This window comes from Paenibacillus sp. CECT 9249, assembly GCF_918697855.1.
GTDB lineage: Bacteria > Bacillota > Bacilli > Paenibacillales > Paenibacillaceae > MSJ-34.
The window spans coordinates 42258-55795 of sequence record NZ_CAKKLI010000001.1 but is presented as its reverse complement, the minus strand read 5'-3'; the positions used below and the strand labels follow the sequence as shown (position 1 = coordinate 55795).

The 13538-nt window shown below is 50.3% G+C and carries 15 protein-coding genes and 1 other RNA gene; 8 read left to right on the top strand and 8 right to left on the bottom strand.

Going from position 1 to position 13538, the window contains the following annotated elements:
• Positions 1-21: 21 nt before the first annotated feature.
• On the top strand, positions 22-990 hold the full coding sequence (gene pfkA / locus LQ229_RS00285) for a 6-phosphofructokinase (protein ID WP_216537827.1): 969 nt from the start codon (positions 22-24) through the stop codon (positions 988-990).
• A gap of 66 nt (positions 991-1056) precedes the next feature.
• Here the strand turns inward: pfkA and LQ229_RS00280 are convergent, their stop codons facing one another.
• Positions 1057-1500, bottom strand: a complete 444-nt coding sequence (locus LQ229_RS00280) for a peroxiredoxin (protein WP_230190652.1) — start codon at positions 1498-1500, stop codon at positions 1057-1059.
• Positions 1501-1581: 81 nt separating this feature from the next.
• Here LQ229_RS00280 and LQ229_RS00275 point away from each other — a divergent pair, with 81 nt between their 5' ends.
• Positions 1582-1791 carry a DUF3906 family protein gene (locus LQ229_RS00275; protein WP_216537829.1) on the top strand — a complete coding sequence of 70 codons (210 nt, stop codon included), beginning with the start codon at positions 1582-1584 and terminating at the stop codon, positions 1789-1791.
• A gap of 479 nt (positions 1792-2270) precedes the next feature.
• Here the strand turns inward: LQ229_RS00275 and LQ229_RS00270 are convergent, their stop codons facing one another.
• The 3 genes from LQ229_RS00270 to LQ229_RS00260 all read right to left on the bottom strand — a co-directional run bounded on the left by LQ229_RS00270 (position 2271) and on the right by LQ229_RS00260 (position 4856).
• Positions 2271-3482 (bottom strand): putative glycoside hydrolase, encoded by a 1212-nt coding sequence (locus LQ229_RS00270; RefSeq protein ID WP_216537830.1) that lies wholly within the window; start codon positions 3480-3482, stop codon positions 2271-2273.
• 174 nt (positions 3483-3656) lie between these two features.
• Positions 3657-3851, bottom strand: a complete 195-nt coding sequence (locus LQ229_RS00265; RefSeq protein WP_216537831.1) for a hypothetical protein — start codon at positions 3849-3851, stop codon at positions 3657-3659.
• Positions 3852-4031: 180 nt separating this feature from the next.
• Complete coding sequence (locus LQ229_RS00260; RefSeq protein ID WP_216537832.1) at positions 4032-4856, bottom strand: YitT family protein; 825 nt, start codon at positions 4854-4856, stop codon at positions 4032-4034.
• 276 nt (positions 4857-5132) lie between these two features.
• Here LQ229_RS00260 and LQ229_RS00255 point away from each other — a divergent pair, with 276 nt between their 5' ends.
• The 4 genes from LQ229_RS00255 to LQ229_RS00240 all read left to right on the top strand — a co-directional run bounded on the left by LQ229_RS00255 (position 5133) and on the right by LQ229_RS00240 (position 8351).
• Positions 5133-6686: a DEAD/DEAH box helicase gene (locus tag LQ229_RS00255; protein ID WP_216537833.1), complete on the top strand. Its 1554-nt coding sequence runs from the start codon at positions 5133-5135 to the stop codon at positions 6684-6686.
• Between the two features lie 193 nt (positions 6687-6879).
• Positions 6880-7656 carry a DUF624 domain-containing protein gene (locus LQ229_RS00250; RefSeq protein ID WP_216537834.1) on the top strand — a complete coding sequence of 259 codons (777 nt, stop codon included), beginning with the start codon at positions 6880-6882 and terminating at the stop codon, positions 7654-7656.
• A 35-nt stretch (positions 7657-7691) separates the two neighbouring features.
• Positions 7692-7874, top strand: a non-coding RNA gene (gene ssrS, locus LQ229_RS00245) — 6S RNA.
• An 84-nt stretch (positions 7875-7958) separates the two neighbouring features.
• Entirely contained in the window at positions 7959-8351 is a 393-nt protein-coding gene (locus tag LQ229_RS00240) for a DUF1499 domain-containing protein (protein ID WP_216537835.1), read from the top strand.
• A 141-nt stretch (positions 8352-8492) separates the two neighbouring features.
• On the opposite strand, the gene tpx is transcribed toward LQ229_RS00240, so the two are convergent.
• The gene (gene tpx / locus LQ229_RS00235; protein ID WP_216537836.1) at positions 8493-9011 is read right to left on the bottom strand and encodes a thiol peroxidase; all 519 of its coding nucleotides are present in this window, start codon (positions 9009-9011) and stop codon (positions 8493-8495) included.
• Between the two features lie 147 nt (positions 9012-9158).
• On the opposite strand from tpx, the gene LQ229_RS00230 reads away from it, so the two are divergent.
• Both LQ229_RS00230 and LQ229_RS00225 read left to right on the top strand, forming a co-directional pair.
• Positions 9159-9761, top strand: coding sequence for a rhomboid family intramembrane serine protease (locus LQ229_RS00230; RefSeq protein ID WP_216537837.1), 603 nt, complete (start codon positions 9159-9161; stop codon positions 9759-9761).
• Between the two features lie 98 nt (positions 9762-9859).
• On the top strand, positions 9860-10756 hold the full coding sequence (locus tag LQ229_RS00225; protein ID WP_216537838.1) for a LysR family transcriptional regulator: 897 nt from the start codon (positions 9860-9862) through the stop codon (positions 10754-10756).
• Between the two features lie 83 nt (positions 10757-10839).
• Here the strand turns inward: LQ229_RS00225 and LQ229_RS00220 are convergent, their stop codons facing one another.
• From LQ229_RS00220 to LQ229_RS00210, 3 genes are all read right to left on the bottom strand, one after another.
• Entirely contained in the window at positions 10840-11505 is a 666-nt protein-coding gene (locus LQ229_RS00220) for a zinc metallopeptidase (protein WP_230190799.1), read from the bottom strand.
• A gap of 95 nt (positions 11506-11600) precedes the next feature.
• Complete coding sequence (locus tag LQ229_RS00215; RefSeq protein ID WP_216537839.1) at positions 11601-12050, bottom strand: MerR family transcriptional regulator; 450 nt, start codon at positions 12048-12050, stop codon at positions 11601-11603.
• 126 nt (positions 12051-12176) lie between these two features.
• Positions 12177-13484 carry an MFS transporter gene (locus LQ229_RS00210; protein WP_216537840.1) on the bottom strand — a complete coding sequence of 436 codons (1308 nt, stop codon included), beginning with the start codon at positions 13482-13484 and terminating at the stop codon, positions 12177-12179.
• Positions 13485-13538 lie beyond the last annotated feature (54 nt).

The window sequence follows — 13538 nt, the reverse complement described above, 5'->3', positions numbered from 1 at the left end:
GATATTATAGGAGGAAATCAGATGTCAGCAGTCAAAAAAATTGCCGTATTAACGAGCGGAGGAGATTCGCAAGGAATGAACGCAGCTGTTCGTGCGGTCGTGCGCAGCGGTTTGTTCTATGGTTTAGAGGTTTTTGGGATTCAACGCGGATACTACGGGCTCATTAACGACGATATTCGTCCGATGGATTTGCGCAGCGTCGGCGACATTATCCAGCGCGGCGGAACGGTATTGCAATCGGCCCGCTGCCAAGAATTTACGACGCCGGAAGGACAGCAGAAAGGCGCCGATATTTTACGGTCGCACGGCATCGACGGCTTGGTCGTTATCGGCGGCGACGGTTCGTACCAAGGCGCGAACAAGCTGAACAAGCTCGGCATCAAAACGATGGGCTTGCCGGGAACGATCGACAACGATATTCCGTGCACCGATTTCACGATCGGCTTCGACACGGCGGTAAGCATTGTGGTGGATGCAATCAATAAATTGCGCGACACGATGAGCTCGCATGAGCGGGTGTCGATCGTGGAAGTCATGGGCCGCCATTGCGGCGATATCGCCCTTTATGCGGGATTGGCGAGCGGCGCGGAGACGATCCTTGTACCGGAAGTGCCGTTCAGCCTTGACGAAATTGCCGCCCGGATGAAGCAAAACTTCGATCACGGCAAACGCCACAGCATTATTATCGTTGCCGAAGGCGTAGGCCGCGGCGAAGACATCGCTCAAGGCATTATTTCGCGTTGCGGCATCGAGCCGCGCGTCACTGTGCTCGGCCATATCCAACGCGGCGGTTGCCCGACGCATAACGACCGGATTCTGGCCAGCCGGTTGGGCGATTTTGCCGTAAGAAAATTAATCGAAGGCTACTCGGGCCAAGCTTGCGGCATCATTAACGGCGAATATGTAATGACGGACATCGACAAGGTCGTCCAGACCAAAAAGACGTTCAATATGGAGTTATACGAGCTTGCATCCCGGCTTTCGCAATAATCGCACCAATGTAACAAGCCTTACGGAACGCCATATGGCGCCTGTAAGGCTTGTTTGCGGCAGCGGTTACGGGCTCATTCGCTCAATCGCCTGCAAAATTTCGTCGGTCGGCCGCAGCCCTTTCTCCGCATAAGCGATATTTCCGTTCAAATCGACGGCATAGACCGTGCGCTGCTGCGCGATTAGGCCGAACATTTTGCCGATGCCGTACATTTTGCGTATTCGGTGATCCTTGTCGACGATGAGGGGGAAATCGTACCGATGTTTGGCCGCGAATGCTTGATGCGATTCGATCGTACCGGGATTCACGCCGAAAACGACCGCCCCGTACGCCTCGTACCGGGCTTTGGCATCGCGTACGGCGCATAATTGTTTCGTGCAGCCGGGCGTATCGTCCATCGGGTAAAAAATAAGCACGATCGGCCGTTTGCCGGCATATTGCTCGAGATCCACTTCGCCATGCGTGCTTTCGGCTTTAAATAGAGGCGCTTTGGCCCCGACGTTCAACATCCGTTTCACGCTCCTTTCTATTTATTGTAGTCGGGATACCGCAGATTTGCAAAATAATCCATTCGGAAAGGGGAACCTCCCATGTTTTTATATCGAATCGAAATCGAATTGGAAGATCAAACCGTCGTATTGGCGGTCGCAGCGGAGGAAGACGAGAAGGCGTTCGGCTACGTGGAATCCCATCTCGACCGTCATTTCGTGAAATCGCCCGCGGTGAAGCAAGCGAGCATACTCGAGAAAAAACGAATCAGTCCGGGCGCCGGATATATTATCGAGACGAATCGGTTATAATGGGCAGCGCCGAAAAGGGAAAAGTGTTTATGAGCAAATGCAAAAATCCATTAATTTATTGGCAAAAATCGCTTTAGGAGCAAATATCCAGCAAATCCGGCTCGTTTCTTCGATTTTACTATAATCCTGCTCAGGTATGCGAACAATCGTACGAAACAAGCGGCTCACACTTCCAATCCGTCGACTTAGTTCGAAATTTCATACATACTCGCCGATTTGAGCCCTATTCCCGCAACGGTGTACGAATAATCGTACGAAACAAGCCGCGCACGCATCGAATCCGACTATTTTCGGCTGTTGACGTCGATTTTACGTCTATTTTATAAAAATAGATGGATTTATGCAGTTAGTCGGGCTAAATGCGCCCAAATCCGCTCATCTAAATGGATTAATGCAGTTACATAACGGGGTACTCGCGACTCTGATATATGCGCGAACGAAACACCGTCAGGACGAATGCCCTGACGGTGTTTTGATCATTACATGTTCTTTTTCTCTTTCTCATCGGGGGCGATAAGCTTGTAATCGACATTTTCCGTATAGCGGTTGTTGGCATTCCATAGCAAAAATTCCTCGATGCCCGTATCTTTCAGAGCGCGGAGCTGCTCCTCCAGTTCGTGCTTGCCGTATTTGGTATAATGGCCTTTGCCGAGCCAGCTTGCCGTGAAATCTTGAATCCATGGGCGGATAATCGGTTTTTTATCCTCCACCGGATCAAGCTTCTTATGCGTGTCGATCATCGAACCTTTAATGACCTGGTAGGGCGCAAGATCGGGCTCCTTAGCGCCGAACCATCCCGTCGTATAATGGCTCGGGTAAACCATCGGGCAAATGACGTCGACGTTCTCCGAAATTTTCACGAAATCTTGGCCGATTCCTTCCGCGGCGGGAACGGAGGCGGCGTAACCGAATATATCGACCGATACGCGTATGCCGAGCGGAGCGAGCTCTTGCTTGGCGTATTGGACGAATTCGGTAACGGCGTCGACGCGCGATTTTTCATTTTTGTCGTACAACAAGGAATCCGCCCGTTTCTCGAATCCTTCCGGAAAACGAACGTAATCGAATTGCACTTCCTTAAATCCGAGCTTGGCCGCTTCCTTGGCGATCGCCACATTATATTCCCATACTTCGCGCTTATACGGGTTCACGAAGCTTTCCTTCTTGTTATTCGCCCAAACCGAGCCGTCGGCGCGGCGGAACGACCATTCCGGATGCTTCTTCGCCGTGACCGTATCCTTGAACACGACGACTCTTGCAATCGGGTATACGTTATGTTCCTTCAACGTATCCATTAATTTATGGATATCTCTTATGTAGGGCTTGGGCGTACCGCTTTTTTTCAATTCCTCGTTATCCGTCATGTATGTAATATATCCGTTGTCGTCCTTAATATCGATGACCATGGAATTCAACTCGGTCGTATCGATCAGGTTCAATAACGATTTCATTCGCTCCCCGCCGGCGCTATGCGCGGTAACGTAAATCCCTTTCACTTTCGGGGCCGTCAATTGCGGATCGATCTTGAAAGGCAGGTTCGCGATTTCGCCCGGCTCCATTCCTTGCTGCGCTTGAAGCACGATCGAATGAAGCGATGCGGTAACAAGCATCGAAGCGGGGCTGTCGCTCGGCTGCTGCGAGCCGCTATAAGTCCCCATCGCCAATAATAATAGTGTCCATATGATGTTCATCGTTCGTTCTCCTCCGATCTCCTCATGTATTCGATTATATCGGAAAATGGCAGGCGTATACAGAGGAAAATTGCAGAAAACTGTAAAAGCTTGTCTATCGGTGCAAGCAACATAAAAATCCCCCATATCGAACCTTATGGTCCGACAGGGGGATTTCGATATTTCCAAAACCGCTTAGTGGATGCAGCCCGCTTTCTGATGTTCGTAAATGCTTTGTTGAATAATTTCCATCGCATCTTCCGGTTCGAGAATGTTCATCCCGTCTCGCAAGACGATCCAGCAATTCAATTCATTTTGCTTAAGGAATGGCAACATATCCGGACACCATTTCAATACGATCTCCGAAAGTTTTACCGTTTCATGTTCCACAAAGATCACCCTTTCCCTCGAAATATAATTATTACGATCGAAAAGCTGTACATCGTGAACTAAAGGGTAAATCGGAAGCGATATGCAAAATGGAACTTGCCTGCTACTTATTATACCATATTCGGTCGAAAAATTGTATACGCATATTCGGCGCGGAAGGAAGCGGACGGGAGGGAAACGTTATGTACCGCGCCTGCGGAACGAGCCGACGACGCCGACCGTTTCGACAATGTTGACGAATGCCTTCGGGTCGATCGTCTTGATGATGCGCTTCAGTTCGGCCAATTCGTAGCGCGTCGTCACGGTCATCAGCATATCTTTTTCTACATGGGTAAACGCCCCTTTTGTCTTAATGATCGTAACGCCGCGGGGCAATGTCAGCAGCTTCTCCAACATTTGCTCGGTGCAGTTTGTAATAATAAAAGCCGTTACTTTGATATGGCTTATATGAATGAAATCGATCACTTTGCTGGCGATAAAAATGGTCAGGACGGAAAATAAAGCCGGATCCCAGTTTTGCTTCAAGTAACCGAGCGCGATAATGACGACAAAATTCATAATCACGAGAATATTGCCGATCGGCAAATCGCGGTACCTTGTCACAATGGAGCCGATGACATCGAAACCTCCGGAAGAGCCTCCGACCCGCATCGATAGGCCGCTGCCGAAGCCGACGAGCACCCCGCCGAAGAGAGCCCCCAATATCGGCTCGGCGTTGAATTGGTGAACAGGGATGACTTGCATCAGCCAAGTCGTCGTAATAACGGAAACCGTGCTGAGCAGGACGAAGCGTTTGCCGAGCAGAAACCAGCCGACGGCGAGAATCGGAACATTGTATACGAAATAGAGGATGCCGATGTTCCAATCGGTGAAATAACCGGTAATCATTGCCACTCCGCCGACGCCGCCGCTAAGCAAATGATGCGGAATAATAAACAGGTTGGAGCCTGCCGCAATCGCCGCCGCGCCTATGATTACGGCGATATAATCCCAAATCCGTCTCACTTGAAATCACCTCGTCATTATTATTTAATATGCATGTCGCTGGTATTCCCTATTTAATTTGTGCTATAATGTATTGGATGTTCTTAAGTAGGGATTATTTTCCATATCCAATGTTTTTTAGGAATGTTTTTGTCAGCTGGTTCATGTATAAGAGTGCGGGTTTCTGTAATAAGACCAGTTTGTTGGGATAGCCTATAAATGTTTATCGCTACTTAAGGATACAGTCAAGAGGAGTGGATTGTCCACCACATAGCACATAGAAGGAGTATGAAGGTATTGAAAACATTCTCAGAATTCAGTCTTGAACCGAAGGTGCTTCAAGCGATTACAGAATTAGGCTTTGAAGAGGCGACGCCGATTCAGGCCAAGTCGATTCCGATTGCGCTCACCGGCAAAGATTTGATCGGACAAGCACAGACAGGAACGGGTAAAACGGCGGCATTCGGCATTCCGCTGATCAGCAAAATCGAAACGACGGAAGAGAAAATCGTGGCGCTCATTATGACGCCGACACGGGAACTGGCCATACAGGTGGCGGAAGAAATCGGCAAGCTTTCGCGCTTCAAAGGAATTCGCTCTTTGCCGATTTACGGCGGGCAAGATATCGTCCGTCAAATCCGGGCGCTGAAGAAGAAGCCGCAAATCATTATCGGAACGCCGGGGCGGCTTCTGGACCATATCAATCGCAAAACGATCAAGCTCGATGAAGTGCGCACCGTTATTTTGGACGAAGCGGACGAAATGTTGGACATGGGATTCATGGACGACATTCAAACGATATTGAGCCTGGTGCCGGAAGAGCGGCAAACGATGCTGTTCTCCGCGACGATGCCGCCGAACATTCAGAAGCTGGCGCAGCAATTCCTGAAAGATCCGGAGCATGTCTCGGTCGTGCCGAAGCAAGTTAGCGCGCCGCTCATCGATCAAGCGTACATCGAAGTGCATGAACGCCAGAAATTCGAAGCGCTCAGCCGCTTGCTCGATATGGAGTCGCCGGATCTCGCCATCGTCTTCGGCCGCACGAAGCGCCGTGTCGACGAATTGGCCGAAGCATTGCAAAAGCGCGGTTATTCCGCGGACGGATTGCATGGCGATTTATCGCAGAATCAACGCGACACGGTCATGCGCAAATTCCGCGACGGCAGCATCGACGTGTTGGTCGCGACGGATGTGGCGGCCCGCGGCTTGGACGTGACGGGCGTATCCCATGTCGTCAACTTCGACTTGCCGCAAGATCCGGAGAGCTACGTGCATCGCATCGGCCGGACGGGCCGCGCGGGCAAGGAAGGAACGGCATGGTCTTTCGTTACGCCGCGCGAGATCGACCATCTGCATTTTATCGAACGGGTAACCCGCCATCGCATTACCCGCAAGCCTTTGCCGACGCTCGCCGAAGCCATTGAAGGCAAGCAGCGCATGACGGCGGAACGGATTCTTGAAATTATCGAAAATGAAGACTACAGCGAATTTAAAGGCATTTCCATCCAACTGCTGGAACAATTCGATTCCGTACAGTTGTTATCGGCGGCGATGAAGCTGCTAACCGGAGAGAAGAAGGACGCGGTGATCGAATTGACGCCGGAAGAACCGATTCGCGTCAAACGCCGCAAACCGGACTTGCGCGCCAGCGGCCGGAAACCTTCCTTCGGGGGAAGAGACAGAGAGCGCTTCGGCGGGGGCTATAATCGCAGCAACCGCGACGGAGGCCGCGGAGGTTACTCGAAGAGCGGATACGGACGCGACGGCGGTTACAGCCGCGACGACCGCAAGCCGCGCACCGGGGATAACCGCAGACCTGCGAAACGTTACGATAAAACGAACGATTTTTAAGCCGCGCATCGGCATAAATACGAAAGAAGACGGAGTCCCGCACTTCGTCTTTTTTCGTGAGATGTAATTGAAAAAAGCTTGCCTGTTGAGTTATATTTATAAGTACATGTTATGTATGCTTCCGAAATAAGTTTTGTTGCGGACGAACCTTTCGGGAAGTATGGCTTACAAAACTTTCAGGAGGAGGATTACGTTGGAATTTAGAGGGATCATGGGCGGTTTTTACCGCATCTCGGAATGGATTATGCGATTATCGGTGACTAATTTGTTATGGCTGTTATGCTCGTCGCCGTTTTTATTTTTCGCGCTGACGAAATTGCTTGTTTCCCAAGCCGAATTTCACAATGAATCTCTTACGATGACTTGGGCGATGGCGATCGTCGCTCCGTTTACCTTGTTCCCGGCAACTGCGGCCATGTTTACCGTCGTTCGCAAATGGGTCATGGGCGAGACGGACGTCAAGCTGCTAGGCACGTTCTTTAAAGGGTACAAGCAAAATTACAAGCAAAGCATGGTCGGAGGAATTTTCTATACGTTATTGTTCGCGATTATGTATATCGACTATACGGTGTACATGACGCAACTGCAAAGCTTTCAAGCGGTCGGTTTCGTAATGCTCGCATTTTTGATCGTTTTGCTGGTCTCGATGTTCAACTTTTTTTCCATGGTCGTTCATTATCATATGAAAACGTTTCAGCTCGTGAAAAACGCCGTGCTGCTCACGATCGTGAAGCCTTTCCGGATTATTTTGACCGTCGTCGTGACGATTGCGGCGGGTTACATCAGCTTGCGCTTTCCGTTTCTGATCATCTTTTTCTTCGGCAGCGTCGTTGCGGCCGTTGCATTTTATAATTTTTATATGACCTTCTTGAAAATGCAGGAGCAACTGCAGAAGAAGGATGCGAACGAGGCGGACGGCGACGATCTGCCGCCGGAGCTGCTGCAGGAAGATAATGGGCGAGACCGTTAGTTTACTTTTCGGGCCGAACCCACTATAATAAGTAATACATCCTGCGATGTTCGTTTCGATTCCACGTTGTTTTGAACCAATGTTGGTTTCTTGGGAGTTCTATATTGCAACGCGGCTGTCACGCCCATACGATGGGACTTCAAAAGCGTTTCTGCGGACACCCACCTGCGAGAGCGGGTTCAGAAACATAAGAATCGGACGGCATAGGCGGGTTTTTTTGTGCAAATCCTCTTTTGTTCTGGGACGAACAGTGTTAAACTATGGATAGTATGTTTACGGAATCAGCAAAGGAGGAAATTCTTTTGTCACTCAAAAGAGTACTGGTCGGAATTATTCGCAGTTTTGATTCAACAAGCGACCGAGCGAAAGATCCGAAATTGAAAACGCATTATTACAATTTATCCAAAGATAGAGCGTGGGAAGAAGTCGGTTCCACTTTAAAAAAGATTCCCGGCTATAAACTGTTGCACGAAGTAGCTTCCGTCGGCGAGATTACGCTGGAGAAACGGACGATTACAGGCAGAACGATGGACATTACCGTCTCCGTCGTACCGGCCGGCCCGATGAAATCGGCGGTCGACATTTATTCGGCTTCCCGCGGGGGCATGGGCGACTTCGGTTCGAACTATCGCGTCATTATGGAGTTGTACTCGGTCCTGGACAAGAAGCTGGCCGTGTATAAAACGACAAATTAAACAAACGATAAGGAAAGCGAGGAAGGGGAAACCTTCACTCGCTTTTTACGTATGACTATATAGGTCGCAACCTTCTCGGTGCTGAAAAGTTGACTTTTTGAACTCTCATTATTCTAGGTTGTTCAAAAAGCTCAGCTGAGCTTATACAAGCGCTTTGACCGCTTCGATCGCTTTGTCGTAATCCGGATGCTCGGTCATTTCTTTCAACACTTCGACGTAGCTGATCTTGTCGTTCGCGTCGATGACGAACACCGCGCGCATGTCGAGCTGGAACTCTTTAATCAATACGCCGTACGCTTCGCCGAAGGAATTGGATTTATAGTCGGACAGCATGACGACTTTGTCCACTCCGGCCGCTCCGCACCAACGCGCTTGCGCAAACGGAAGATCGGCGCTGACGGTCAGAATGACGACATTATCGCCCAATTTGCTCGCTTCTTCGTTGAAACGGCGGGTTTGCGCGTCGCATACGCCCGTATCGATGGAAGGAACGACGCTGATCAACTTGATCTTGCCGGCGTAATCTTGCAACGAAGCTTGTTCCAGCAGATTTTTGTTAAGTTTGAAGTCTGGAGCTTGATCCCCAACCTTTAACTCGGGACCAATTAATGTAAGGGGGTTGCCTTTGAAAGTTGCAACGTTTGTACGTTCTTGTGCCATATTAAAAGCCTCCTTAAAATGATAAAGATTCGGTTACCAAATTTTATTATAGTCTTACCGAAAGCGGATTGTCCAATGAAATGCGATTTTTTTGCCCTGGTTTTAGGAGGGCTGCATCTAAAGTGAGAAAACGAACGGAGTGGTTTGATGATCTTTATACGTTACGAAAGCTTCCGCAAATATATACGGATTTACCCGGTCACATCGCTTCTATTGCTGGCGAACATCGTCATGTTTATCGTGCTTACGACACAGGGCGGTTCGAGGGACAGCGAGACGCTGGTTCGTTTCGGGGCGATGCTGAATGCCGGTCCGTACGCTGCCGAATATTGGCGCTATTTTACAGCGATGTTTCTACATATCGGCTTCGATCATTTGCTGTTCAACTGTTTCGCTCTGTTTGTATTCGCTCCGCCGTTGGAGCGTTTGCTCGGATCGGGGAAATATGCGCTGTTCTACCTCGTGAGCGGCCTTCTGGGCAACGTCGTCAGCGAATTGATGGCTACGGGGGTTCATATTTCCGCGGGCGCTTCAGGAGCGATTTACGGCGTTTACGGAGCATACTTGTTTATCGCTTTGCTTCAGCGCAATATGCTGGATCCGGGGTCGCGGCAAACCGTTTATACGATCCTTGTATTCGGGCTGATCTATTCTTTTATCGTAGCGAATATTAATCTATGGGCCCATGTCGGCGGGCTGCTGGCGGGATTCGTGCTGTACGCGTTGATGCGCGGGAAGGCAAGCGTGTGACGGTCGAAAAATATGGATTGAAAAACAGATAGAAGGATGATAAATTTATCACTGACTATGTCAATGTGGAAGATGTCATAGAACGGAGTGTACATTAAGTGGAATTAAGGCAGTTGCAATATTTCGTAAAGGTTGCGCAAAAGGAACATGTGACGCAGGCGGCCGAAGAGCTGCATGTGGCCCAATCGGCGGTCAGCCGCCAAATTCACCAGTTGGAAGAGGAGTTGGGCGTCAAGCTGTTTCTGCAAAAAGGACGAAACGTACAGCTGACGCCGGTCGGCCAATTGTTTTGCAAAAGAGTAGAATCGATATTGAAAGAATTGGACCGTACCGTCGTCGAAGTGCATGAGTTTCTCGACCCCGAATTCGGGGAAATCCGGTTAGGCTTTCCGCACAGCTTGGGCATTCATCTCGTGCCCGAAGTTGTGGCCGAGTTTCGCAAGAAGCATCCGAACGTGAAGTTTCGCCTGAAACAAGGGATATATCCTTCGATTATCCGCGACGTTATTTCCGGAGAAGTCGATTTGGCTTTCATCTCTCCGTTTCCCGATCAGCACGAGCATGTTACGGGCGAAATTATTTTAATGGAGGAGCTGTTCGCAATCTTGCCGCCGAACCATCCGCTCGCCGGCGAGGAATCGATCGAATTGAATCAATTGCGGGACGAAACGTTCGTTCTGTTCAGTCCCGGTTATTCGCTGCGGCCGATCGTGTGGAACGCTTGCCTGCATGCGGGATTTACGCCGAAGATCGGCTTCGAGGGAGAGGAAACGGATACGATTCGCGGCTTGGTTGCGGCCGGGCTCGGCGTAAGCCTGCTGCCGGAAATGTCGTTGTTTGAAACGAGGACGCTGCAGCCGATCCGGGTTCGCATCAGCAAACCGCGCGTGAGACGGCCGATCGGACTCATTCATCATACCCATGAGAAGCTGCCGCTTGTGGCGAGCGTGTTTCATTCGTTCTTGCTTGAATATTTCCGGAACGAAGAATTATGAAATAGCAACTGCAATAGAAATAGGGGCTCCGCTCAGTAGCGAGAAACTACTTGAGCGGAGCCCCTTATCGCGTCGTTCGGACTTTAATCGCGATTGTTCGTAAAGATCAAAATGTAGCGGATCAACTCGAGCAACGATAACAAAGCGGCGGCTACATAGGTCAAGGCTGCCGCGTTCAGCACTTTGGCAACGCCCCGTTCCTCGTCGTTCGTAATAAATCCTTCGGATACCATCAGCTCGCGCGCGCGGCTGCTGGCGTTAAACTCGACCGGCAGCGTCACGAGTTGGAAGGCGACGGCGGCCGAGAAGAAAATAATGCCCAGGCCGATCAGATTCAGCGCGCCGAAGATGAAACCTGCCAGCAGCAAGAACGGCGCGATGCCGGATGCGAAATTGACGACAGGGAACATTTTGTGGCGCAATACGAGCATCGGATACGATTGCTGGTGTTGAATCGCGTGGCCGACTTCATGGCAAGCAACCGATACGGCGGAAATGGATCTTTCGTAATAGACCGGCTCGGATAGACGGACAACCCGTTTGATCGGATCGTAATGGTCCGTCAATGCGCCGGGCACCGGCTCGATCGGCACGTCGTGAAGCCCGTTGGCGTCCAGCATGCGGCGCGCCGCATCGTATCCGGTCAATCCGCTATAAGTCGGCGTCTTCGACCATTTGTTGAATGTCCCTTTGACGCGGAATTGCGCCCAAAGAGATAGGATGAAAGCGAGAATAATGGGAATGTACATCCAGTTGGCAGACACGATAATTCCTCCTAAAAGTTTTGTAAGCGATACTTCCTGACCAACTTCGTACAAAACTGGCTTCGGAAGCACGTTAACCATTACATAAACGGGCCTTTGCCTAGCAAAAGCAGCAGCGCTTCGATTACGGCCGCGCTTTGCGGCGTTAAGTTCTTGAACAAATGTTTCGCTTGCCGGGGTTTCATCTGATCGATAATCGGGCTTAATTCCTTCACTTCCCGTTCCAACTGCTGCATATGCATCTGCAAAGCCGTAAACCGCTGCGACATTTGTTCCTCGTCCGTCACTTTATTCCATTCGTTCAAGTTGTCCCTGATCTCGTCGAGGGAATATTTCTCGGACTTCATTTGAATAATACGTTTCAGACGGAGCAAGGTTTCATCGTTGTACAAACGATAATTTTTCAAGGAGCGCTGCGCCGGAGCGATCAAACCGAGCGAAGTGTAATAATCGATCGTCCGTTCGCTGACATTCGCCAGTTTCGCCAATTCGCCAATGCGGTACAGGTTCTCTTCCTTCCTTTTTTTCATCGACCCCACCTCACTGTTTCGACTAAGCTTTTTTTCGGTTATCATTATGATACTGAATTCAAACCGTACAGTCAAACGTAACGCTTTTTGTTCAAAAAAAAGGAGCCTTGCGGCATCCCGGAGTTGTTACTTTACTTCTTTGGCCGGTTTGATGAGGAAGAACGTCAGGCCGAGCGCGATAAACGAAAGAATCGAAACGGTGATAAAGATCTTCTGATTCGATATGCCCATCATCCATCCGAACAAGGGCGGGCCGAACGCGACGCCGAGAAAGCGCAGGCTGCTGTAAAGCGATGTAATCATGCCGCGCTGCGACTTCTCCACCGAGCCGGTGATCATCGTGTTCAAGCAAGGGAGGAGAAATCCGGTTCCAATGCTGCTGATCGTAAGCAGCCCGATGAATACGTAAATGTTCCGGAAGAAGAAGATGGACAATCCGAAGGCCAACGTCATCATGGCCAGGCCGATATTCATGAGCCAGCGCATAAGCAGCCCGTTCTTCTTAATGACGCTGCCGGTAATGTAGGCGCTCGTCACCATCGCCAGCAGTGGAATGGCGAGCACGAGACCTTTGACGACGCCGTCGATATTGTAGGGCGGCTTTTCCAATATATTCGACAAATAGAACAAGATGCCGAACAAAATAAATAACGCCAACGCTCCGGCGAGAAACGAAGTGATGAGCCAGCGGCCTTTTTCGCGAAAAATATCGCCGATCGTCTTGACGTACGTGCCGAGCGGCATCGGATCTTTTTGTTTTTTGGGTTCTTTGATGAGCCAGATGATTGCGACTAGCGATAGGGCGCAAAAGACGGGAAAAGCGAAAAACGAAGCGTACCATACGATTAAGGCCAGCAGCGAGCCTAGAATCGGACTGATGACTTTCCCTGCGCCGTTGGACGCTTCCGTTAATCCAAGCGCCTTGCTCTCCGTCGCGTCCTTGTACATATCGCCGATGAGCGCCATCGCGATCGGGGCGGTGCCGGCCGCTCCCAAGCCTTGAATGGCCCGGGCCGTGATCAGGACGGCGTATGAATTCCAAACCGCTCCGAAACCGGCCAAAATGCCTGCTGCGCCGTAGATGATCAATGCGGGAATCATGACCGCCTTGCGGCTGAAACGGTCGGATAAGTATCCGGCGATCGGAATGACGATACCGGCCGTTACGGAAAACAATGTAATAACCAAGCTGCTCTGAAATTGGGATATGCCCATATGCCGCTTCATGTCCGGCAATATAGGAACGAGCATGGAGTTTCCGAGCACAAGCACGAGCGGGACGGAAGCCAAGGCAATAAATTGCCATACGAGCCCTTTGCCGGCTCCTTCCGGTTCCGCCGACGATTCGGACCGGGACGTTTGGTTCTCCTCATTCCCTGCGTCGATGTCGCTTTCGAACGATATCAGAAGTTTTCTTGATTTTGTTTTCGCCATGACTCAGACCTCTCTTGTTGCTTTCTTCATAAGCATACATTTACTGTTCCCGCA

Excerpts from the sequence above, each read along its gene's own strand:
- LQ229_RS00215 (WP_216537839.1), bottom strand. The coding sequence starts at position 12,050 with ATGAAAAAAAGGAAGGAAGAGAACCTGTACCGCATTGGCGAATTGGCG.
- LQ229_RS00220 (WP_230190799.1), bottom strand. The coding sequence starts at position 11,505 with ATGTACATTCCCATTATTCTCGCTTTCATCCTATCTCTTTGGGCGCAA.
- tpx (WP_216537836.1), bottom strand. The coding sequence starts at position 9,011 with ATGGCACAAGAACGTACAAACGTTGCAACTTTCAAAGGCAACCCCCTT.
- LQ229_RS00275 (WP_216537829.1), top strand. The coding sequence starts at position 1,582 with ATGTTTTTATATCGAATCGAAATCGAATTGGAAGATCAAACCGTCGTA.
- LQ229_RS00210 (WP_216537840.1), bottom strand. The coding sequence starts at position 13,484 with ATGGCGAAAACAAAATCAAGAAAACTTCTGATATCGTTCGAAAGCGAC.
- pfkA (WP_216537827.1), top strand. The coding sequence starts at position 22 with ATGTCAGCAGTCAAAAAAATTGCCGTATTAACGAGCGGAGGAGATTCG.
- LQ229_RS00230 (WP_216537837.1), top strand. The coding sequence starts at position 9,159 with ATGATCTTTATACGTTACGAAAGCTTCCGCAAATATATACGGATTTAC.
- LQ229_RS00270 (WP_216537830.1), bottom strand. The coding sequence starts at position 3,482 with ATGAACATCATATGGACACTATTATTATTGGCGATGGGGACTTATAGC.
- LQ229_RS00280 (WP_230190652.1), bottom strand. The coding sequence starts at position 1,500 with ATGTTGAACGTCGGGGCCAAAGCGCCTCTATTTAAAGCCGAAAGCACG.